This window comes from Pseudoalteromonas sp. P1-7a, assembly GCF_001401855.1.
In the GTDB taxonomy this organism is placed as follows: domain Bacteria; phylum Pseudomonadota; class Gammaproteobacteria; order Enterobacterales; family Alteromonadaceae; genus Pseudoalteromonas.
Genome location: NZ_LKDU01000001.1, coordinates 1 through 21844, shown reverse-complemented (window position 1 = coordinate 21844; position 21844 = coordinate 1). Strand labels below are relative to the sequence as shown.

Below are 21844 nucleotides of genomic sequence, written 5' to 3'. Positions count from 1 at the left end.
CTTAAGTTAAAATGTGCTGATTATTTACATTGAGCCTAAACGCATTAAAACCCTGTAAACAGCGCTCACGCTATAAATTTAAGTTCAACTTAAACAACATATTTTTACACCTTAATTTAATCCTAAGCTAATGGCATGAATTAGGCCTGAACCCTCATAAATACAGTGCTTGTACCTTAATTTATACATGCTCTTTCGGTGCAAGGTGTAAACCCCCTTTACAGTTTTAAAAGCGGCTTAATTTACTGATTGAAAAAGCATGTTAAAACAACGTGAATATTACCGTGTTTAATAGGCGGTTGGTCGCTAATTAATTGAACAAAAATAGTAACTTTGTCAAAGTACGCTCACAAAATCCCACTAGGACTCATAATGAAAAAAACAGTTCTTACGCTTAGCGCTTTTGTGTTGCCTTTGGCAATGTCGAGTGCTGTGCTTGCATCATCTGTTGAGCAAACTAAAGGCTCATTTGTTGATAAGTTTCGTCAGTTAGACGAAGCGCTTCCTACCCCCAATGTTTATCGTAGTGCTGCAGGTGAGCCTGGCGAAAAATATTGGCAGCAACGTGTTAATTACGACATAGACGTAAAGCTTGACGAAAAAAAGCGCCGTTTAACAGCAAGTCAAAGCATTGAGTATAAAAATAACTCGCCGCATACACTTAAATATTTGTGGTTACAGTTAGATCAAAATATTTTTAAAAGCGACTCAATTGCCGAAACCACAAAAACCTTTAAAAGCACGCTAAATAGTTTACCTGCACAAAAGCCTGCTAAATTAAGCTTAGGTGAGCTGCGCCGTCAGCAATTTATGAGCGACAACGAACTTGGCTACACAATTAGCAATGTAAAAGACGACAATGGCGATGAGCTGCGCGTTACTGTGGTTGATACGCTAATGCGCATTGATTTAAACGAGCCGCTAAAACCAGGCAAAGAAGTTGAGTTTAGTATGAACTTTGCTTTTAACATTGTTGAAGAAGATGCTGTAGGTGCACGTTCTGGTTACGAGCATTTTGAAGAAGATGGCAACGATATATTTTTACTTGCGCAGTGGTTTCCGCGTTTAGCTGCTTACACTGATTACGAAGCATGGACTAACAAGCCGTTTTTAGGTCGTGGAGAGTTTACCCTTGAGTTTGGTGACTACGATGTAGAAATTACTGTGCCTGCTGATCATATTGTATCAGCAACGGGTAAGTTAGATAACGCAAGTAAAGTACTTACGCGTACACAGCGTAACCGCTTAGAAAAAGCCGAAACGGCTAAGCGCCCAGTGTTTATCGTGACAGAAGAAGAAGCACTCGAAAACGAAAAACAAGGCACCGATAAAACAAAAACGTGGCACTTTAAAGCAGAAAATGTACGTGATTTTGCTTGGGCGTCGTCACGTAAATTTATGTGGGATGCAAAGGGCTATCAGCAAGGTGGTGATGAACAACCTTTAGTGATGGCTATGTCGTTTTACCCTAAAGAAGGTGGCGATTTATGGAAAAAGTATTCAACTGAATCTGTAGTGCACACCATGGAGGTGTATTCTCGCTATTCATTTGACTACCCTTACCCGGTAGCGCAATCGGTTAATGGCCCAGTCGGCGGCATGGAATACCCAATGATCACCTTTAATGGCCCTCGTACTGAGCTGCAAGATGATGGTACGCGTACTTATTCTCAAGCTGAAAAACGCTTTTTAATAGGCGTGGTTATACACGAAGTGGGTCATATTTATTTCCCTATGATTGTAAACTCTGATGAGCGCCAATGGACTTGGATGGATGAAGGCTTAAATAGCTTTTTAGATGGCGTTGCTGGGCGTGAATGGGACCCAACTATACCGTGGGGTGTTGAGCCGCGCGATATTGTAAGCTACATGAAATCGCAAAACCAAGTACCAATTATGACACAGTCAGACAGCGTATTACGTTTAGGCCCTAATGCTTATACTAAACCGGCTGCAGCACTTAATATTTTACGTGAAGTTATTTTAGGTCGTGACTTATTCGACTTTGCTTTTAAAGAGTACGCACAGCGCTGGAAGTACAAACGCCCTACCCCAGCTGATTTTTTCCGTACCATGGAAGAAGCATCAGGGGTTGATTTAGATTGGTTTTGGCGTGGTTGGTTTTACAGCACCGACCATGTAGATATCTCGTTAGATAAAGTGTATCAATTACGTTTAGATACCAAAAACCCAGATATTGATTTTAAACGCTTACGCGATATAGAAGCCGACAAACCAACATCACTATTTGTTAAGCGCAACCGTCAAGAAGGTAAAAAAACGTGGGTTGAAAATAATCCAGATATTACCGACTTTTACGACGAGAACGACCGCTTTACTGTTACCAATAAAGAGCGTAATGCGTACAATAAGTTTTTAAAAGGCTTAGAGCCGTGGGAGCGTAAAACGCTAGACCGTGCGCTTGAAGAAGACAAAAATTACTATGTAATGGAGTTTTCGAACCTCGGTGGTTTAGTAATGCCTATTTTATTAGAGCTAACGTATGAAGATGGCACTAAAGAGGATCGTTACATTCCAGCCGAAATTTGGCGCCGTAACCACAAAAATGTACAAAAGCTTATTGTGACAGATAAAAATAAGCCGTTAGTATCGGTAACCGTTGACCCACGCTGGGAAACAGCTGATGTAGATGTTGAAAACAACAACTACCCTCGTCGTATTATTCCTTCACGCATCGAAGTGTATAAAAAGGAAAAGAGTAAAGCGAAAGTGAGTCGAGATATTATGCAAGACATTAAAACTGAGCTTAAAAAAGACGACAAAAAAGGTGAGGAGCAACAATAATGCGCTTTTTGCTTATTATTGTTTGCCTTTTAGTTGCTGCGCCAAGTTTGGCGCATCAGCTAAAGTCATCGGTTACTACAGTGCTTTTTAATAAGCGTACCCATAATATTGAGCTCATGCATCGCTTTTATCTACATGATACTGAGCATGCGGTAGCGCATTTATTTGATGGAAAAGCCGATATCATTAGTAATAAAGCAGACCAACAACGTTTTGTAGACTACGTTGAGTCGCATGTTGCACTGCAAACCTTAAAAGGCGAGCCATTAACGCTTAGCCAAGTAGGTGCGCAAATTGATGGAAAGTTTTTTTGGGTGTATCAAGAAGCGCCTATTCCTAAAGGGATCAAAGGTATAAAAATGAGTAACGGAGCACTACGTGATCTATGGCCTTCACAAGTAAACATGGTAAACGTAGAAGGTAGAGGCAAGATTAAAACCCTTCATTTTACCCAAAATGATACTTGGCTTGAGGCTAAGTTCGAACAATAAATGCTTCCCCAACCTACGCGCACTGCAGTAAATGTGCGCGTATTCTTCTTTTATTTATGCTGTGTTCATTTTTGATCTGTTACTAATAGATGTTCGTAGAATTTTAGTAATAAACTGCTGTTTACAAAGCTAAGTATTAGATAAGCGATTACTTTTCTAATAATTTGTTTGATAAACATTTGCTAAATTATTCTCATGAAGTAGAGTCATTATGTTTACGCATGTTGTATTGATTTTTACCCCATTCAAGGAATGATATGAAAGCACAAGTAGAGGCTATTCAGGGAGTTATATTTGATTTAGATGGTACATTAGTATCGTCGGAGTTAGATTTTTCTCTTATAAAAGCACAAATAGGTTGCCCTTGCGAGAAAGACCTACTTGATTATATTGCCCAATTGCCATCGCCCTACATGCGCGAAGAGGCGATGAATATAGTGCATCAACATGAGCTACAAGATGCTCAATTTGCGACTATATTGCCAGGGGTTACCGAAGCCGTTAATGCTTTAAAGGCGAAAAATATTCCTATGGCAATTGTGACTCGCAATTTTGATAAAGCGGCGGCAATAAAGCTGCAAAATAATCCGCTCCCCATTGAAACAGTATTGACCCGTAGCGATGCTCCTGCCAAACCCGATCCCAGTGCCTTAAACGCAATTGCAACACTTTGGAATATCAGTGCCAGCAATTTGTTATATGTTGGGGACTTTTTATACGACATTCAGGCTGCACATAATGCCAATATGCGCGCTTGTTTGTATGCGCCTAATATGGTGCCTGTTTATGCCGATCAGGCTGACTACGTTTTACGCGACTTTATTGAATTGGTAACTTTAGTTGAAAGTTACTCTCAAAAAGTTGAGTTATGTTAAATAGGCTTTCAGTGGTTTTTTTGTGTAATAAACCTCACTTTATTTAAATATCATAACTAGCCCAATAGGATTTGAATTGGTAAAATATTGGTAAAATTAACGTATTGATTAGAGGCACAAGATGGGCAGAGCATTTGAAGTCCGTAAGAGCTCGATGGCTAAAACAGCCAACGCAAAAACTAAAGTTAACTCAAAGTACGGTAAAGAAATTTATGTTGCCGCTAAAAATGGCGAACCAGATCCCGATGTCAATCAATCACTGCGTCGCCTTATAGAAAAAGCAAAAAAAGACCAGGTACCCGCTCACGTAATAGAAAAAGCAATCGAAAAAGCAGCCGGCGGGGCAGGGGAAGATTATTCTCCTGCACGTTACGAAGGCTATGGTCCAGGCAACTGCATGGTTATTGTTGACTGTTTAACAGATAACCCAAACCGCACAATTAAAGATGTTCGTTTGCCGTTTACCAAAACAGATTCAAAAATTGGTACTCCGGGCTGTGTTGCACACATGTTTGATCACCTTGCTGTACTTGGTTTTGCCGGTGATGACGACGAAGTCGTACTTGAAGCACTCATGATGGCTGACGTTGATGTAACCGATGTTGAAGTTGAAAATGGCAAAGTGTCGGTATTTGCACCACATACTGAATACTACAAAGCAAAAAAAGCACTTGAGGAAAACTTTGAAGGGATCAACTTTGAAGTAGACGAAATTACATTTGTGCCGCAAGTACATGTTGAAATTGAAGACGAAGAAGTAATTGCTAACTTTGATAAGTTCATCAATATGCTTGAAGACTGTGATGACGTACAAAACGTATATCACAATGCAATTGTTAAAAATTAATTTAAAGCAAAACTACAGTTAGCTTTAAATAAACAAAAAGCGCGTTTTGTGTAGGCAAAACGCGCTTTTTTAGCATTAAATAAATGTTAGCTATTCAGCTAGGTTATGGTGTTGTGCTTTATATTTTAAGCGGTAGCTGTGTAATAGGGGCTCGGTGTAGCCACTTGGCTGCTTAGCACCTTCTAATACAAGCGCCAAAGCGGCTTGATAAGCAATACTATTTTTAAGTGACTCTTGGGTTTGCGCCATTGGCTTATACGCACTATCGTGCTCGTTTTGGCCATCGACTACCTTGGCCATTTTAGCCATAATCGACTCTATTTGTTGCTGTGTACACACACCATGCTGTAGCCAATTTGCCATGTGTTGGCTTGAAATTCGTAAGGTTGCTCTGTCTTCCATTAAACCTATGTGATTAATATCAGGCACTTTTGAGCAGCCAATGCCTTGGTCTATCCAACGTACTACATAGCCTAAAATGCCTTGTGCATTGTTCTCAAGCTCACTTTGAATATCTTCTTTACTGAGCGTTTGTGGCTGGGCCATTAAAGGCGGTGTAAGTAAATCTGTAAGGCTTGCCAAGCCGCGTTTGGCAATTTCTTTTTGCTCGGTAAATACATCTACATCGTGATAATGCATAGCGTGCAAAGTGGCAGCGGTAGGCGAGGGCACCCACGCGGTATTAGCGCCAGACTGCACATGAGCCAGCTTTTGCTCCATCATAAGGGCCATTTTATCTGGCATTGGCCACATACCTTTGCCTATTTGCGCTTTACCACTTAGGCCGCAAGCAAGGCCTGTATCAACATTACGATCTTCGTATGCTTTGATCCACGGCTGAGTTTTAATAGCAGCTTTTGGCAAAGCGACCCCTGCGTGCATAGAGGTATGAATTTCATCGCCGGTGCGGTCTAAAAAGCCAGTATTTATAAACACTGCGCGCGCTCTAGCTGCATGTATACAGGCTTTTAAATTGACTGAAGTACGGCGCTCTTCATCCATAATTCCCATTTTAAGGGTGTTTCTTGGCAAGCTAAGCGCATCTTCTACCATGGTAAAAAGTGTATTTGTAAAAGCAACTTCTTCGGGGCCATGCATTTTAGGTTTTACAATATTGATACTTTGCGCACTGGTATTTTTAATGCCTGAGTGTTTATTTAAATCGTGCAGGGCGGCGGTCGCCGTAAACATTGCATCCATAATGCCTTCAAATACGCTTTGGCCGTAAATGTCGGTAATGGCGGGGTTTGTCATTAAGTGGCCCACATTACGTACAAACATCATACTGCGGCCTTTAAGCGTAAGGCTACTGCCATCAAGGGCGGTATATTGCCTATCGCTTTGTAAGGTACGCTCTATGGTTTTATCACCTTTTTTAAATGATTCAACTAAGTTACCTTGCATCAAGCCAAGCCAATTTTTGTAAACTTGTACTTTATCCTCGGCATCTACTGCGGCAACCGAGTCTTCGCAATCCATAATGGTTGTCAGAGCAGCTTCAAGCAGTACGTCTTTTAGGCCTGCTTTATCGGCTTGACCGATAGGGTGATGGTGATCTATTTGTAGCTCTACATGCAGGCCATTGTTTTTTAATAAAATTGCGCTTGGGTTTTGCGCCTCCCCTTGGTAACCAATAAGTTGCTCGGGGTTTTTTAGTTGGGTATGCGAGCTGTCTCTTAGGGTGATAGACAAGGCGCCTTCAACAATGGAATAGTTGGTACTTTCTATGTGTGAGCCATTTTTAAGGGGGAGGGCTTTATCTAAAAATTGGCGCGCATACGCCATTACTTTAAAACCACGAACTGGGTTATACGTAGTGCCTTTTTCGGCCCCGTCGTCTTCACTGAGTACATCTGTGCCGTAAAGGGCGTCGTATAACGAGCCCCAGCGTGCGTTAGCCGCATTAAGCGCAAAGCGTGCGTTACTAACTGGCACAACAAGCTGAGGGCCTGCACTAAGCGCTATTTCGGGCTCTACATCTTGCGTTTCTATGGCAAAGTCTGCAGGCTCGGGTACTAGGTAACCAATCTCTTTTAAAAATGCTTGGTAGTGCGCGCTATCCCACGTTTTATGTTCTTTATGGTAGTCATCTATTTGTTGCTGCAGCTGCTCGCGCTTAGCGAGTAGGGCGTTATTTTGTGGGGTAAGCGTTTGTACTATATTTGCAAAGCTTTGCCAAAACTGCTGTTCTGATAGGTGCGTGCCTGGGAGTAGCTGTGTTTTTACAAAGTTGGCCAGCTGTGTATCTACGCTTAGCCCTGAGTGTGTGAGAGTGTGTGCCATATTTACCTTCCTTAAACGGTCGCGGTGTTGTTGTGTGCGTTAAAGCAACCATAACGCAAAAAAGGCTCAGTGCGTGCTTTTTAGCCATTCATAAAAAATATAGCGGTAATAACAACTATAAATTTACTAAATCTAAAAAATAAGCCTAATGTTGAATTAAGCGATACGGAGCACACACTCCTAGCCACCCTCACAACAATTTAAATAATTTATAGACCCGTTCGAAGGATTTTATTATGACAACATACACACGTGAAACCGATACTCTAGCAACACTTTGCCAATCTCAAGGTAGCGCATGGAAAGCCATTAACCCAGAGTATGCAAGCCGCATGCGTTTACAAAACCGTTTTCGTACTGGGATTGAAATTGCACAATACACCGCAGATGTAATGCGTGAAGATATGGCCGCTTACGATAAAGACACCAGCCAATACACGCAGTCTTTAGGTTGCTGGCATGGTTTTACTGCGCAACAAATGATGATGGCAATAAAGCGTCATCAAAAAACAACTAAGCGCAGTTATGTTTACTTAAGTGGTTGGATGGTTGCTGCGCTTCGCTCTGCATTTGGCCCGTTACCGGATCAAAGTATGCACGAAAAAACCTCTGTGCCGGCACTCATTGAAGAGATTTATACGTTTTTAAAGCAAGCCGATGCACGAGAGTTAGACCACTTATTTAACGAGCTTGATGAAGCCAAAGCCAATGGCGGCGATGTGCAAGCGGTACTTAATAAAATCGATAACTTTGAGACACATGTAGTGCCCATTATTGCTGATATTGATGCAGGTTTTGGTAACGAAGAAGCAACCTACCTACTTGCTAAAAAGATGATTGAAGCGGGTGCCTGCGCCATTCAAATAGAAAACCAAGTGTCTGACGCTAAACAATGCGGCCATCAAGCAGGTAAAGTAACTGTTCCGCACGAAGATTTTTTAGCAAAAATTAATGCTGTACGTTACGCATTTTTAGAGCTAGGAATTGATAACGGGATTATTGTTGCGCGTACCGACTCATTAGGTGCAAGCCTTACGCAAAAAGTGCCTGTGTCGCAAACACCAGGCGACTTAGCTAGCCAATACAATGCGTTTTTAGAAACCACGCCTATTAACGGTGTAGATGATTTAAACGAAGGTGATACGGCAATGAAAATTAATGGCCAATTATGTAAGCCAACGCGTTTAGAAAACGGCTTGTACCAGTTCCGCGAAGGCACTGAAAAAGACCGCGTAGTACTCGATTGTGTTACAAGCTTACAATCAGGCGCTGATTTATTGTGGATAGAAACCGAAAAACCACATGTTAAGCAAATTGCAGAGCTAGTAAACCGCGTTAAAGAACAAGTACCGGACGCTAAACTTGTTTATAACAATTCACCATCATTCAACTGGACACTTAAATTCCGTGAGCAAGTGTATCAACAGTGGGTAGAAGAAGGTAAAGATGTAAGCGCGTACCCAACTCTTGGCGATAACAAAGGATTTATGGCACCAGAAATGGACGCTACAGAGCTTGCAGCCGAAGCGGATGTACTAGTACAAAACTTCCAGCGTGATGGCGCACGTGAAGCAGGTATTTTCCATCACTTAATCACGCTACCTACTTATCATACGGCTGCACTAAGCACCGATATTTTATCAGAAGGCTACTTTGGTGACATGGGGATGCTTGCCTATGTACGCGATGTACAACGTCAAGAAATACGCCGTGAGCAAGCTTCAGTTAAGCACCAAGATTTAGCTGGCTCAAATATTGGCGATACACACAAAGAGTACTTCTCTGGTGAGAACGCACTTAAAGCCGGTGGTGAAGATAACACCATGAATCAGTTTTAACGTTTCTAGATAGTGTTACTCAAGGGCCTTACGGCCCTTTTTTTGTGGCTGATTATTAATACTATTCAGTAATAAGGCTTAATCACTTCGAGAGTTAAACGTGTCGTTATTGGTGTTAAAAAACTCTCATTTACGACTTCATGGAGGCAAAGCAAGGCAGAGGCAATTTCCAAGAGCAACTAAATAGCTCATTTTTGCTTAGCTATTAACACGTTTTCCATCTTCAAAATTGTTCACTTAAATAGGCGGATTGGTATCACTGTTTGAGGTTTAGATCAGCTTTTAACTAGCTCAGTTATTTTGAGATCAGAATTTAACTAGCTTTTAAGTTGGCCTGATTTAATAGCTTATTTTTACTTTAAATACGATGAAATAGAGGAAAAAACAAAAGAAAACAGCCGTTTTTAAGTTTATAACAGGTAACAAGTAAAATAATAAACCGAATTTTTACTAACTAAGCTCTGTTATAAAACATTTTTTTACTAACTGAGCGCTTATAAACAGTGACTCAAACCGATTTTTTACTAACTCAAACCATTAAAAACACAATAAACCGAAATTTTACTAACTGAAAACCAGCTAAGTCCGATATGGTTAAAGATTAAAACTGTAAAGGGGGTTTACAGTTTTAGCAAAATATTAGCCACGCAGAGGTGGCTAATATTAAATTTAGTCACAGTACTTACTTTTTGTTTGTATGTTTATCAAACCACCATTGGATATAAGCGACTTTGGTCATTAAATTAGAAGGGCGAGCTGTAATTCCATGCGAGGCATTAGGTATACGTACCATCGCAGTATCAACACCTTGGAGCTTAAGAGCTTGGTAAAATTGCTCGGTTTCTGAAATTGGAGTACGGTAATCAGACTCACCTGTTAAAAGCATAGTGGGAGTTGTTACGTTCCCTACATAACTAATAGGAGAGCGTTTCATGTAATGCTCCATATGATCCCAAGGCTTACCCGGAAACCAGTAATCAGCGAAGAATGGATAGAAATCGGCAGTTAGTACAAAACTGATCCAATTAATAACAGGTTTTGCAACTACGGCAGCGGCAAACCTATCAGTGTGACCTACAATCCATGCGGTTAATACACCACCGCCCGAGCCACCGGTAACAAATAGTTTAGACTCGTCAATAAAGCCTTTTGCTATTAGCGCATCAACACCGGTCATTAAATCGTCAAAATCGTTACTTGGATAATTATGATGAATTGTCTGCGCAAAGGCTTTACCGTATGAATCGCTGCCACGAGGATTCATGTATAAAACCACGTTACCTTTGGCTGCAAATAATTGCACCTCGGTACTAAAATGAGGGCCGTAGTTAGCCACAGGGCCGCCGTGAATTTCTAGTACCAGTGGGTATTTTTTTGATTTATCAAAGCCTGGTGGGTAAGCTACCCAGCCTTGAATCGGTAATTGGTCGTGGCTTGATTTAAGCCAAATTTCTTCTACTTTTGCCAGTTGTTTATCGCCTAGTGCATCGGCATTGAGTGTGGTGAGGCGCTGAACTTTACCGCGTTTTATAGTGGCTATATCTGCAGGGCGCTGAGTATCGGCAAGTGTAAAAGCAATGTCGCCATCTTCGCTTATATCAAAGTCACCACCTGAGTAGGGGCGGCCAAAAGCAACACTACCAATTTGCTCAGTGATCACTTTACGGTTGCCACTGCGAGGCTGATAAGCAAGGGTGGTTTGACCTTCATCTGCGTAGCTAAAGTAAACCCCTTTAGAATTAGCACTCCATTTAATTTGTCCCACGCTTCTATCAAAGTTAGGGGTTAGGCTTGTTGTTTTACCAGACTTTAAATCGCGAATATAAAGTTGCGTGTTTTCGTAATTAGTACGTTTATCGTCATACCCTGTATACGCTAAGTAACGCCCATCGGGAGATACTTTAGGTTGTTGATCTGGCCCATTGCGGTTGGTAATGGCCTTGATGTCTAGGGTGGTTAAATTAAGTTGGTATATTTCACTGTTGATTGGTTTTAATTGATTTTGTTCATGGCGATTGGCAGAAAAATAAAGGGCTTTACCGTTTTTACTGAAACTTACTTCACCCGCATTATCAAACTTATCGTGTGTAAGCTGCTTTGCATTACCGCCGTTGGCATCTATAGCAAATAATTGATTATAGCCTTTTTGTGTGTAGCCTCCACCGTCGGCTCGGTAGTAAACATCGTCTATAAATTTTGCTGGTTCGGCCCACATCGCGCCTTTAGGCTTACCAGGCAAGCTTACAGGGGCGGCACTGCTACTTGGCACAAACATACTAAAAATAAGTTGATTAGAATTAGGGCTCCAAGTAATTGCACGTGGGTTGCTGGTTAGGTTACTTATTTTTGCTAAAGCACCTGTTTTAAGCCACTTTATATAAATTTGGCTGCTACCATCGCGGTTAGATATAAATGCAAGGCGCTGGCCATCAGGTGAAAGAACAGGGGAGTGATCCATATGAACGCCAGAGGTAAGCGGCTGTAGTTGTTTGGTTTTATAATCAACTGACCAAATATTACTGACTTTACGGTCGGTTTTTATATCCATCCGATTACGTACAAAGTACACCGTTTTACCATCGTCGGTTATATCAATTTGATTGGCATATTCAAGATTAAACACATCTTGTAGCTGTAATGTGTTGTCCTTTGCAAAAGCTAACTGACTACTAGCTAGTAATAAACTGCTACTTAAACTAAGTGCTATAAGCGTCTTCATTTGTATTCCCTGTTGTGTTTTTTGTATACATAGTTATATGTCAGCAGGGAAAGGATGAAAAGCGCAATGCGGTGAAACAATAATTTGTAACTACGAGTTGAAGCTGTAAAGGGGCTTTACAGCTCAAAAGTATGAGTTATTAAGTTAATTCACACAGGGATTTAATTTCTTTAATAAGTGCAATACCGGCTGCGTTGTCGCCATGTACACATAAGCTGTTAGCGTTTAAATTAAGTGTACTACCTGAGCGGGTAGTGACTGTGCCGTCGTTTAAAAGCTGTTTTACTTGCGCTAAAAGCGCTGGTTTATCGTGAACACTGCCCTCAAGGTGGCGAGATACTAAGTGTCCTTCGTCTGTGTATTGCCTGTCGGCAAAGGCTTCTAAAATTAGCTCAACGCCTAAGCTGTTTGCGGCTAAAGAGTGTTTAGCAGAGTCTTTAGTGGCTAATAGCATGAGCTTTAATGGCGACGGGTAGTGCGCAACGGCTGTAATAACCGTTTGTAAAATATGATCGTTTTTCATCATATCGTTATACAAAGCACCATGTGGCTTAACATAGCTAAGTGTTAAGCCTTGCACTTTGGCCATGCCATCAAGGGCAGCAATTTGGTAATGTAAGCAATTAGTCAGTTCTTGCGCACTCAGCGCCATAGAGCGCCTACCAAAACCTTGTTGGTCGGGATAACTTGGATGCGCACCTATTTGAACGTTATGCTGCTTTGCTAAATATAATGTATCAGCGATGACATCTGAGTCACCAGCATGAAACCCACAAGCAATATTCGCCATATCAATATGAGGCATTACCTCATCATCTAACCCCATTTTCCATGCGCCAAAGCTCTCGCCTAAATCGCAATTAAGTTTCATTTTATATCCCTTGTTTTTATTATTTTATGGTAACAGGCAGCACGCCGTGAGCCGGTACATTACCCAACAATACCTTTGCTAGCGCTGTAAATGCAGGCCCTGCAACCGCATTGTTTTTATCTGTATCTATATTGTACGCATAAGAAGCAAGCACTGCATCAGCTTTGCTGCCAAACTGCGCTATGTCGTAGGGGGCACGTAAGCTTATAAAAATTGTTTTTTTATTCACAGATGCTGCAATATCCAGTAAAGATGCCAGCGCTTTAGGTTGCTCTGCCGTATTGAGCGCAAAGCGAGGATTGTCTTTTAAATCATCCATTCCGCCAATCTCTACTGCACTTTGGTTTGGTGTGGCGTTGCCCGCGATAACAATATCTGCGTTTTTAATTAAGTTATGTGCTTTTACTGGGTCAAAGCCTTGCAAACTGCTGCAACTATATTTAAGCGTAATTGAACTTGTGGCGCTAAGTGCTTGCTGCATAGCCATGCATTTTCGTGTGTCGGGCATAATAATATGTACATGCTGCCCTTTAGTTAAATTAAGGGGTAATGCGTTATTGTTATTTTTAACCTCGGTAATGGCGTTTACGGCAAGCTCAGCTTCTATTTTTCGATGAGCTTTAGAGCCAATAATATTTTTTGCTTTAGCTAACGAGCTTAATGGGTCTAACTTGGTCGTTAATTTAAACTTATTTTTTAACGTTGTTATACGCGCAGCCGATTGAGCCACTTCGTTTTTATTTAGCTGGTTGCTGTTAACCGCTGCGATTAGTTCATCCATGAGTTCGTCTAGTGCGTTTAAATCATCCGGTGTTCTTATTTCTATGGGCATGAGGGCTAAATCTACGCCTGCTGCAAAAGTATTAATTACCGCTTGGGTAGGAGTGAAAAAATCGCTAATGCCAGCCATATCGAGTGCGTCGGTAACAACTACGCCTTGATAATTTAACTCGCCTCGTAAAATATCAGTAATGATAGTACGCGACATAGTGGCAGGCTTAATCATACTTTTGCCTTTAGTACTAACAAATGTACTGCTATCGAGCTGTGGGTATTGAATATGCGCCGTCATAATCATCCCCGGGTTTTGCGTAGCAATAATATCCTTAAATGGAGCGAGATCTTGCTGGTAAATTTCTTCTTTAGAATGGTTAACTTGTGGCAAACCTGTATGGCTATCTACGTTGGTATCGCCGTGCCCTGGGAAGTGCTTTAACGACGTTATTACCCCATTATTTTCGTACCCTGCAACTTGGGCTGCGCCAAGCTTACTGACTAAAGCTGGATTTTCACCAAATGAGCGTACATTAATTACAGGGTTATCTGGGTTCATGTTTACATCTACGGTGGGAGCATAGTTAACATTAATACCTAAAGATTTAAGTTCTTTTGCTATAACCGTCGCTATTTGCGTCGCGTATTTTGTACCGTGCTTTTCATATGTAGCCCCAATAGACATGTTACCAGTAAATGAGGTGGCCACGTCGCGAGGCAGTCTAGCAACGCGCCCGCCTTCTTGATCTATTGAAATAAATAACGGCAGTTTAGAGCTCGACTTGCTAGCAGCATTTTGTAATTGGCTATTAAGGTTAATGGTTTGCTCAATAGATTGGGTGTTTTCAGAAAATAAAATTACCCCACCAATATTATGCTTTGTAATGGCCGCTGCTAGTTCATCAGGGAGAGACGTAACCGGTGTTCTACATTGTTTGCTTGACCCTTGTTGGCAAAAATAGCGTAAATCGAGTATTAGTTTTTGCCCCAGTTGTTGCTCAAGAGACAGAGTAGGCTTAGCAAAAGAAGATTGTAATGGCATTAAACACCCAGATAAAAAAACAACAGACGAAATAAAGCATTTATTTAGCAAAACACACTCCAGCGCTAAATAGATAAGTACCAGTAGCTTATCTACTTTTTTATACAACTGCAAAGTGCAGCTGCTTGTATGAGCAGGGTAATTTATTGGGCGTGTATCATTGCTGAATACAGATTTTTAGTTTGTACCAACATGTACAGCTAAAGTGTTTTTGGAGTAAGTAGTAATGCACTTTGCTTAAGCCACAGTATATATTTACACCGTTTGGTAACAATACACTTTTAACGCATGCAGTGGATGTTACAAAGGCGCTAACGTACATAGGTTTTGGCGCAATTAAACGTGGCAGGTGAGGGTGATGTTATTTCCAATGGTGGGTATGCTTATAAATAGGGGCTCTGCAAAGGGGATGATAAAAAGCTGAGAATTTAATAGTGTGCAGTTTAAATAAGCACGTTAACTACAAAAGCCTTGCTGTGGTTAGGTTTCAGGTTAGTTGCGAGGCTATTTATAGCAAAGCCCAAGCACTATTTATTAATTGTATTACCATAAAGGCTTGACATAAATAGTTAACTCTATATAGTGGGCCGCAGCTAGAAAGAAAGCATGATAGTTTATAAATCTTTATTTCGTTGTTGTATAAGTAATACTTGTAGTACCGTCCTGAAGTTTTTAAGTACCATCTCATTTTTTGCTACACCCGCTCTTACGAGCATATTTTTTATTTTTATATCAGGATATTACAATGTCTAACATCGTATCAGGTACAGTTAAGTGGTTTAACGAGTCTAAAGGTTTTGGTTTCATCGAGCAAGAAAACGGCCCAGACGTTTTTGCACACTTCTCAGCAATCAAAAGCGAAGGTTTCAAAACTTTAGCTGAAGGCCAACGTGTAGAGTTCACTCTTTCACAAGGTCAAAAAGGTCCTCAAGCGGATAACATCACTCCGTTATAATTTTTACTGTTAAAGTAAAAATAAAAAAAAGCGCGTAAGGCGCTTTTTTTGTGCCTAAAATTTGACTGTCCTACCTAAACACCTATTCTTTTATAAAAATTTATTATATTTATTGTGGTGTTGTTATTTTAAAAGCCTTACTTTCACTTCTTTTTATATTTTGCATACAACCTGTTTTGGCAAATAGCTTTAAGCTAACTATATATACTGATCATTTTGCACCCTATAACTTTTTAAACGATGAAGGTGTTTTGACTGGTGTAAATTTTGATATCGTAAATACATTATGCATTGACGCAAACATAGAATGCACATTTAGAGTGCAGCCCTTTGCGCGTGCTATGAAGTCTGTATCGTTAGACCCCCACTCAGCAATATTTTCTGTAGCTAAACATGAAAACCGGGTAAGTGTATTCAATTGGTTAGGGCCATTAGTTTCAGGTAAAACCTACTTTTATAAATTGGCTGGTAACAATCAAGTACAGAGCGCTAGTTTGAGCGAGCTTAAAAGTTATACTTTAGGTATTGTTAGAGGAGATATATATAGCACCCTAGTCGAAAAGGCGGGTTTTGAACGCGGCAAAAACCTCTTGGTGGTGGCACAAGAGCAAGAGTACATTGAGCTATTTATAAAAAAGAGGTTAGATTTAATTATAGGATCGGAGCAAGTCGTTAATAACCAACTTAAGGCATATGGTTTATCGCTAAGTAATGTTGAACAACTGTATGAGCTGCCTGTTCCGCCTTCTCTAAAAGATAACTATTTGGCGTTTAATAAACAAGTGCCTTTAGAGGTTACTAAGCGCTTTGAAATTGCGTATAACAAGCTTGTGCAACAGCGAGGACTGGCATATTTTATGGCCCCCTATGAAAAATAATTAAGCTAGTTAAGGCTAAATATCATAGGGTAGGGGCGTTGTTTTTACTACCTCAAAATAGGCTTCATTAAGGGCCTTTATATATTTTAGATCAGTATTTATGTTGGCGGCTAAGTATGCATTAATGGTTAATTCATCCACTTTATAAAGAAAGCTTAAATGGTTTTTTTCATAGCCTAAGTACTCTACCATTTTAACCATAAAGTTTTTATCATCTACAATTAAGTCGACTTTGTTTGCTAACAACAGCGCATATGATTTTTTTATGTCAGAGGTTAGTACCACCTCAAAGCCTATTTTCGATAACGTATCTGTTGCAAAATCGTTGCGCTGCATCGCAATTTTATATTTTTTAGCATCCTCAGTTGTTGAAATACTTATGTCTGAGCGACTACTTAAGCTAATAAATCCTAGTTCAAAATGACCTACTGGGCCGCCTATCCAGTGAAACTTAGCCTCTCGTTCTGGGGTTCTGGCGAGGCTATATATAAATGTATTATCGACTGTTGTTGCTAATTTATAAGCACGCGCCCAAGGGTACATATGAATGTCGGGAGATAAGCCAGCAGCTTTAAAAATGTCGCGTATGAACGCAGTGCCAGAGCCTGACACCTCTCCATTAACGAGGGTTTGATGCGGTGGTGAAAGCTCCGTAACGACTAAAATTTGCTTAGATGAAGCAAAGCTAAAAAAAGAAAAAAACAGCAATAAAGATACAATTACACGCATTAATTAAGTTCATCTCATAGTGTTCAATAACGAATACAACGCTTAGCTGGCCATCACATAGCAAAAAGTAAATAGGTTTTATTTTTTTGATAGTTTTGTGACTAATAGCTCATAAGCAAAAACACACGCCACTTATGTGCAAAAGATGCGGCAACGTTACAGCAAAAAATTACTACTAAGTGTGGTCTAAGATTGCAAATTTACCAATAATTAAAAGGATTTATGAAAAAAAGCTTATTTATTACGGGTGTTTGAGTAAACAGCTCGTTGAGGGAGGGACAAAGGCTAGTGCTTATTTAACTAAAAGGAGTAAGTTTTTAATAGCCCTAAAACGATAAAAGGGCCTTGCGGCCCTTGGTGAAGTATCGTTCAAGTCAGATAGTGCTTTAACCCCTTAAAGTACTATCTTCTTGTTTTGCAACACCGGTGTTCATCTCATTAAGTTTCTAAGCTAGCGAGAGGAAAAACCCAGCAATTGCTGCGCTCATAAGGTTAGCCATAGATCCTGCTAACACTGCTCTGAGCCCTAAGCGTGCGATATCCTTTCGCCGACTAGGCGCCATACCGCCTAATCCACCTAGTAAAATAGCTATCGACGATAGATTAGCAAACCCACACAAGGCAAATGTTACAATTGCTTGAGTGTGCGCACTTAACGTATCGCGATAATTTATAAAGTCTAAGTAAGCAACAAACTCATTTACTACTAACTTTTGACCAATAAAACTACCTGCTATGATTGCCTCATCCCATGGTACGCCAAGTAACCATGCAACAGGGGCAAATACATAACCTAAAATCTCTTGTAGCGTTAGAGTAGGATAGTCAAACCACCCTCCAATTCCGCCTAATAAGCCGTTTAATAACGCTATTAATGCTACGAAAGCTAATAGCATTGCGCCCACATTTAGCGCTAAATGCATGCCGTTAGCTGCGCCTGATGCTGCTGCATCAATAACATTAACAGGCTTGTCTTCATCGCTATCTAACTCTGCGAGCGTATCTTTAGGTGTTTCGGTTTCTGGCACAATCATTTTGGCCATTAAAAACCCACCTGGTGCAGCCATAAAGCTAGCGGCAATTAAATACTTAAGCTCTACACCAATTATTACGTAACCTGCCATTACAGAGCCTGCTACCGTGGCTAAGCCACCTACCATTACTGCAAACAACTCAGACTTAGTCATGGTTGCTATAAACGGCTTAACGATTAAAGGTGCTTCAGTTTGGCCTACAAATATATTAGCCGTTGCTGAGAGCGATTCTGTGCGCGAGGTTTTCAATAATTTTTGTAAACCGCCGCCCAAAATTTTAATTATCCAATCCATAATGCCAATGTGATAAAGCACAGCAACAAGTGCTGAGAAAAACACAATGACCGGTAAAACTTGAATAGCAAAAATAAAACCTAGCGTGTCTTGCGAAGCAAGTGGGCCAAATAAAAATCCAATCCCATCGTTTGCAAAACTAATAACCGAAGAAACGGCACTAGACATACTTGCTAACACATTTTTGCCTGCTTCAAAAAACAGTACAAACCCACCAATAACTACTTGCATAGCAAAGGCTATCGCTACGGTGCGTAAGTTTATTGCTTTGCGATTAGTCGACGCCGCAAAAGCAATACTTAGTAGTACAAACATGCCTACTAAGCTCATAAATGTTGTCATACAGATGTTTCCCGTTATTATTCTTGTAGTAAATACTTAATTTTACTTTTAATAATATCAATCGCAACGCGGTTCATACCGCCTCGAGTCACAACCAAATCAGCGTTATGCTTTGAAGGCTCAATAAATTGATAAAACATCGGTCTAACAGTTGCTTGATATTGCTCAACAACAGATTGTAATGTTCTACCTCTTTTTTCCATGTCTCGTTGCATACGACGCATTAAGCAAATATCAAGGGGGGTATCTATAAACACCTTAATATCAAATTCTTTATTAAGTGCTTTATCACTTAATAATAAAATACCTTCTACTATTAAAATTTTAGCTGCAGCAACGCGGCGAGTTTCATCGCTTCGTGTGTGTTGTGCATAATCATAAGTAGGTACTTCGACAGAGTTACCACTACGAAGTTGAGTTAAATGTTCTAGCATTAACTCATGTTCAAATGCATCAGGATGGTCGTAGTTAGTTTGCGTACGGTGTTCCATAGGCAAATGCGACTGATCCTTGTAATAAGCATCTTCTTCAATAATGGCGATAGCGCCTGGTTCAAGCTCATTAACCAACTCATTGTAAATAGTTTGGCTAAAAAGAGATTTGCCCGACGCCGATGCGCCAGCAATAGCTATAATAGTTCGTGTCACTAAAGTTCTCACCCACACAGAAAAGGAAAAGTTGTTTGGTTGATCACAATAGCAAAAAAGACACGAATAATCTCTTTTGCTTTGCTTAAGAACGCAAATTTATAATGTTTAGCTTTTATGAAACAGGACTTATGTCCTGTACGGAAAATTCGTTCAGCGGATAAAGTAACCACCTAGAAGCAAAGTGAGGTCAACATGGCAAGAGCAATCATCTTAATGGCAGACAGCCTAGGTATAGGCGCAGCACCCGATGCAGACAAATTTGGTGATGTTGGAGCAAATACACTTGCCCACTTGTTAAAAGCATACCACGACGAAACAGGAAAAGCGTTATCGTTACCTAATTTATCTAAATTAGGTTTAATTGATGCCTGTGAGGCAGCAGGTGGCGAAACGTGTTTAGTTTCTGACCGTCAAGCATCACAAGGTGCATGGGGTTATGCAAAAGAGCTTTCAAGCGGTAAAGATACGCCTTCAGGGCATTGGGAAATGGCCGGCGTACCCGTGTTATTTGATTGGGGTTACTTCCCTAAAACACAGCCGAGTTTCCCACAAGAATTTGTAGATGAGTTTATAGCCCGCACGGGTATTCCTGGTATTTTAGGCAACTGCCATGCATCAGGCACCACCATTTTAGAGCAACTTGGTGAAGAGCACGTAAAATCAGGTAAGCCAATTTGTTATACCTCTGCAGATAGCGTATTTCAAATAGCTGCTCACGAAGAGTCATTTGGTCTAGAGCGACTTTACGAAATTTGTGAAATTGCCCGCGAATTACTCGACAAGCTAAATATAGGTCGTGTTATAGCTAGGCCATTTTTAGGCACAAGCAATGCAGACTTTGCTCGCACAGGTAATCGTCGTGATTATTCTGTATTGCCGCCGTCGCCAACATTGTTAGATGTGTTATCTAAACACGGTGGTGAAGTAATAAGCATTGGTAAAATTGCTGATATATATGCACACCAAGGTATTACGCAAAAACATAAAGCCCCAGGGCTAATGAATTTGCTTGAAAAAAGCAGCGAAGTATTAGCAAACGCGCCAGACAACAGCTTAATTTTTACCAATTTAGTTGATTTTGACGAAAAGTTTGGCCACCGTCGTAACCCAGTTGGTTATGCAAAAGCATTAAAAGAATTTGACGATTACTTACCAACTATACTAAACCAATTAAATGCAGATGATGTATTAATGATCACTGCAGATCACGGCTGTGACCCAACCTTTCCAGGTTCTGAGCACACCCGCGAATATGTACCAGTTATAGCTTATCAACCGGGCATGCAAAATACCCCGCTTGGCGAGCGCAATAGCTTTGCAGATATAGGTCAAACCCTTGCACAGTGGTTTAACTTACCTGCACTTGAATACGGCGACGGCTTTTTAAATAAGCTTAACGCGCCTAAATAAAAAGGAAAAACAATTAATGAGTACTCCGCATATTAGTGCAAACGTTGGTGACTTTGCTGAAACAGTATTAATGCCGGGCGATCCGCTTCGTGCACAGTACATTGCTGAAAACTTTTTAGATGATGCAGTACAAGTAACTGGTGTACGTAACATGTACGGCTTTACAGGCACATACAAAGGTAAACCGGTAAGTATAATGGGTTCGGGCATGGGCATACCATCTATGTCTATTTATGCGCGTGAGTTAATTGTAAGCTTTGGCGTAAAAAATATTATCCGTATTGGCACCTGTGGTGGTATTGGTACAGATATTAAAATTCGCGACGTAATTTTTGCACAAGGTGCAAGCACCGACTCAAACGTAAACCGTGCACGTGTTCGTGGTTACGATTTTTCAGCAATTGCTAACTTTGACCTACTTTTAAACGGTGTTAACGCCGCTAAAGAGCTAGGTATAAAAGCAAAGGTAGGTAACGTATTTACTACCGATACTTTCTACCAAGCTGACGACACATTTTACAAAGACCTAGATAAACTAGGAGTACTTGCTGTTGATATGGAAACAGCCGGTTTATACGGTGTAGCAGCAGAGTACGGTGCAAATGCAATGGCATTATTCACGGTAAGTGACCACGTGATCACTGGTGAAGCAACACCAGCCGATGAGCGCCAAAGCACGTTTAACGAAATGGTTAAAATTGCATTAGAGTCTATTTAATAAACGTAATTTTATTAAATTAGCAAACAGTTCCTTGGTAACGTATTCACTAAGTTTTGGAGACACGCCCAAAGTGAAGTGAGACTAAACCCCCAAAGCCGCATTTTATGCGGCTTTTTTTATGCCTATAAAAGCGTTGCTTTTAAAACGCCAGCAAGCTGCGCGTCTACAGGGCTGGGTTTTGCTCCGGCGTTAATTTTACTTGTAGACGTTGAGCTTGCTCACGTTAGAAGCGCAGCTTCTCATGGCTTTGGCAAAGGGGTTTACACTTAGGTAAAAGCGTTGCTTT

General features: G+C 40.6%; 16 protein-coding genes. 9 read left to right on the top strand and 7 right to left on the bottom strand.

The genetic code is table 11. The features are described from left to right. The first annotated feature begins 372 nt into the window (after positions 1-372). From AN389_RS00085 to AN389_RS00070, 4 genes are all read left to right on the top strand, one after another. Positions 373-2805, top strand: coding sequence for a M1 family metallopeptidase (locus AN389_RS00085; RefSeq protein WP_055018947.1), 2433 nt, complete (start codon positions 373-375; stop codon positions 2803-2805). Next, positions 2805-3296 carry a DUF6702 family protein gene (locus AN389_RS00080; protein ID WP_055013486.1) on the top strand — a complete coding sequence of 164 codons (492 nt, stop codon included), beginning with the start codon at positions 2805-2807 and terminating at the stop codon, positions 3294-3296. Before AN389_RS00085 ends, AN389_RS00080 begins: the two co-directional genes overlap by 1 nt. A gap of 257 nt (positions 3297-3553) precedes the next feature. Next, the gene (locus AN389_RS00075; RefSeq protein WP_055013485.1) at positions 3554-4171 is read left to right on the top strand and encodes an HAD family hydrolase; all 618 of its coding nucleotides are present in this window, start codon (positions 3554-3556) and stop codon (positions 4169-4171) included. A 121-nt stretch (positions 4172-4292) separates the two neighbouring features. Next, positions 4293-5018, top strand: coding sequence for a YebC/PmpR family DNA-binding transcriptional regulator (locus AN389_RS00070; protein WP_055013484.1), 726 nt, complete (start codon positions 4293-4295; stop codon positions 5016-5018). A gap of 90 nt (positions 5019-5108) precedes the next feature. On the opposite strand, the gene AN389_RS00065 is transcribed toward AN389_RS00070, so the two are convergent. Beyond that, a complete protein-coding gene (locus AN389_RS00065; protein WP_055013483.1) occupies positions 5109-7301 on the bottom strand; it encodes a malate synthase G in 2193 nt (730 codons plus the stop codon). Positions 7302-7537: 236 nt separating this feature from the next. On the opposite strand from AN389_RS00065, the gene AN389_RS00060 reads away from it, so the two are divergent. After that, the gene (locus AN389_RS00060) at positions 7538-9139 is read left to right on the top strand and encodes an isocitrate lyase (protein ID WP_055013482.1); all 1602 of its coding nucleotides are present in this window, start codon (positions 7538-7540) and stop codon (positions 9137-9139) included. A 682-nt stretch (positions 9140-9821) separates the two neighbouring features. On the opposite strand, the gene AN389_RS00055 is transcribed toward AN389_RS00060, so the two are convergent. From AN389_RS00055 to AN389_RS00045, 3 genes are all read right to left on the bottom strand, one after another. Next, positions 9822-11858, bottom strand: a complete 2037-nt coding sequence (locus AN389_RS00055; RefSeq protein WP_055018946.1) for a S9 family peptidase — start codon at positions 11856-11858, stop codon at positions 9822-9824. A gap of 139 nt (positions 11859-11997) precedes the next feature. Further along, a complete protein-coding gene (locus tag AN389_RS00050; RefSeq protein ID WP_055013480.1) occupies positions 11998-12729 on the bottom strand; it encodes a 5-oxoprolinase subunit PxpA in 732 nt (243 codons plus the stop codon). Between the two features lie 19 nt (positions 12730-12748). Continuing rightward, positions 12749-14545, bottom strand: a complete 1797-nt coding sequence (locus AN389_RS00045; protein ID WP_055017137.1) for a glycoside hydrolase family 3 protein — start codon at positions 14543-14545, stop codon at positions 12749-12751. Positions 14546-15290: 745 nt separating this feature from the next. On the opposite strand from AN389_RS00045, the gene AN389_RS00040 reads away from it, so the two are divergent. Both AN389_RS00040 and AN389_RS00035 read left to right on the top strand, forming a co-directional pair. Continuing rightward, complete coding sequence (locus AN389_RS00040) at positions 15291-15500, top strand: cold-shock protein (RefSeq protein ID WP_004587186.1); 210 nt, start codon at positions 15291-15293, stop codon at positions 15498-15500. A gap of 176 nt (positions 15501-15676) precedes the next feature. Continuing rightward, entirely contained in the window at positions 15677-16378 is a 702-nt protein-coding gene (locus tag AN389_RS00035) for an ABC transporter substrate-binding protein (RefSeq protein WP_055013479.1), read from the top strand. Between the two features lie 15 nt (positions 16379-16393). Here AN389_RS00035 and AN389_RS00030 read toward each other — a convergent pair whose 3' ends face one another. The 3 genes from AN389_RS00030 to udk form a co-directional block, all read right to left on the bottom strand. Further along, the gene (locus tag AN389_RS00030; protein ID WP_055013478.1) at positions 16394-17107 is read right to left on the bottom strand and encodes an ABC transporter substrate-binding protein; all 714 of its coding nucleotides are present in this window, start codon (positions 17105-17107) and stop codon (positions 16394-16396) included. A 446-nt stretch (positions 17108-17553) separates the two neighbouring features. Then, positions 17554-18777, bottom strand: a complete 1224-nt coding sequence (locus tag AN389_RS00025) for a NupC/NupG family nucleoside CNT transporter (RefSeq protein WP_055013477.1) — start codon at positions 18775-18777, stop codon at positions 17554-17556. A gap of 17 nt (positions 18778-18794) precedes the next feature. Then, positions 18795-19424, bottom strand: a complete 630-nt coding sequence (gene udk / locus AN389_RS00020) for a uridine kinase (RefSeq protein WP_004587190.1) — start codon at positions 19422-19424, stop codon at positions 18795-18797. A 195-nt stretch (positions 19425-19619) separates the two neighbouring features. Here udk and AN389_RS00015 point away from each other — a divergent pair, with 195 nt between their 5' ends. Together AN389_RS00015 and deoD are read left to right on the top strand one after the other, a co-directional pair. Then, complete coding sequence (locus tag AN389_RS00015) at positions 19620-20837, top strand: phosphopentomutase (protein WP_055013476.1); 1218 nt, start codon at positions 19620-19622, stop codon at positions 20835-20837. Positions 20838-20853: 16 nt separating this feature from the next. Further along, on the top strand, positions 20854-21555 hold the full coding sequence (gene deoD / locus AN389_RS00010) for a purine-nucleoside phosphorylase (protein ID WP_055018945.1): 702 nt from the start codon (positions 20854-20856) through the stop codon (positions 21553-21555). The last annotated feature ends 289 nt before the right edge of the window (positions 21556-21844 follow it).

Coding starts and splice junctions, on each gene's coding strand:
- AN389_RS00085 (WP_055018947.1), top strand. CDS start 373: ATGAAAAAAACAGTTCTTACGCTTAGCGCTTTTGTGTTGCCTTTGGCA.
- AN389_RS00080 (WP_055013486.1), top strand. CDS start 2,805: ATGCGCTTTTTGCTTATTATTGTTTGCCTTTTAGTTGCTGCGCCAAGT.
- AN389_RS00075 (WP_055013485.1), top strand. CDS start 3,554: ATGAAAGCACAAGTAGAGGCTATTCAGGGAGTTATATTTGATTTAGAT.
- AN389_RS00070 (WP_055013484.1), top strand. CDS start 4,293: ATGGGCAGAGCATTTGAAGTCCGTAAGAGCTCGATGGCTAAAACAGCC.
- AN389_RS00065 (WP_055013483.1), bottom strand. CDS start 7,301: ATGGCACACACTCTCACACACTCAGGGCTAAGCGTAGATACACAGCTG.
- AN389_RS00060 (WP_055013482.1), top strand. CDS start 7,538: ATGACAACATACACACGTGAAACCGATACTCTAGCAACACTTTGCCAA.
- AN389_RS00055 (WP_055018946.1), bottom strand. CDS start 11,858: ATGAAGACGCTTATAGCACTTAGTTTAAGTAGCAGTTTATTACTAGCT.
- AN389_RS00050 (WP_055013480.1), bottom strand. CDS start 12,729: ATGAAACTTAATTGCGATTTAGGCGAGAGCTTTGGCGCATGGAAAATG.
- AN389_RS00045 (WP_055017137.1), bottom strand. CDS start 14,545: ATGCCATTACAATCTTCTTTTGCTAAGCCTACTCTGTCTCTTGAGCAA.
- AN389_RS00040 (WP_004587186.1), top strand. CDS start 15,291: ATGTCTAACATCGTATCAGGTACAGTTAAGTGGTTTAACGAGTCTAAA.
- AN389_RS00030 (WP_055013478.1), bottom strand. CDS start 17,107: ATGCGTGTAATTGTATCTTTATTGCTGTTTTTTTCTTTTTTTAGCTTT.
- AN389_RS00025 (WP_055013477.1), bottom strand. CDS start 18,777: ATGACAACATTTATGAGCTTAGTAGGCATGTTTGTACTACTAAGTATT.
- AN389_RS00015 (WP_055013476.1), top strand. CDS start 19,620: ATGGCAAGAGCAATCATCTTAATGGCAGACAGCCTAGGTATAGGCGCA.
- deoD (WP_055018945.1), top strand. CDS start 20,854: ATGAGTACTCCGCATATTAGTGCAAACGTTGGTGACTTTGCTGAAACA.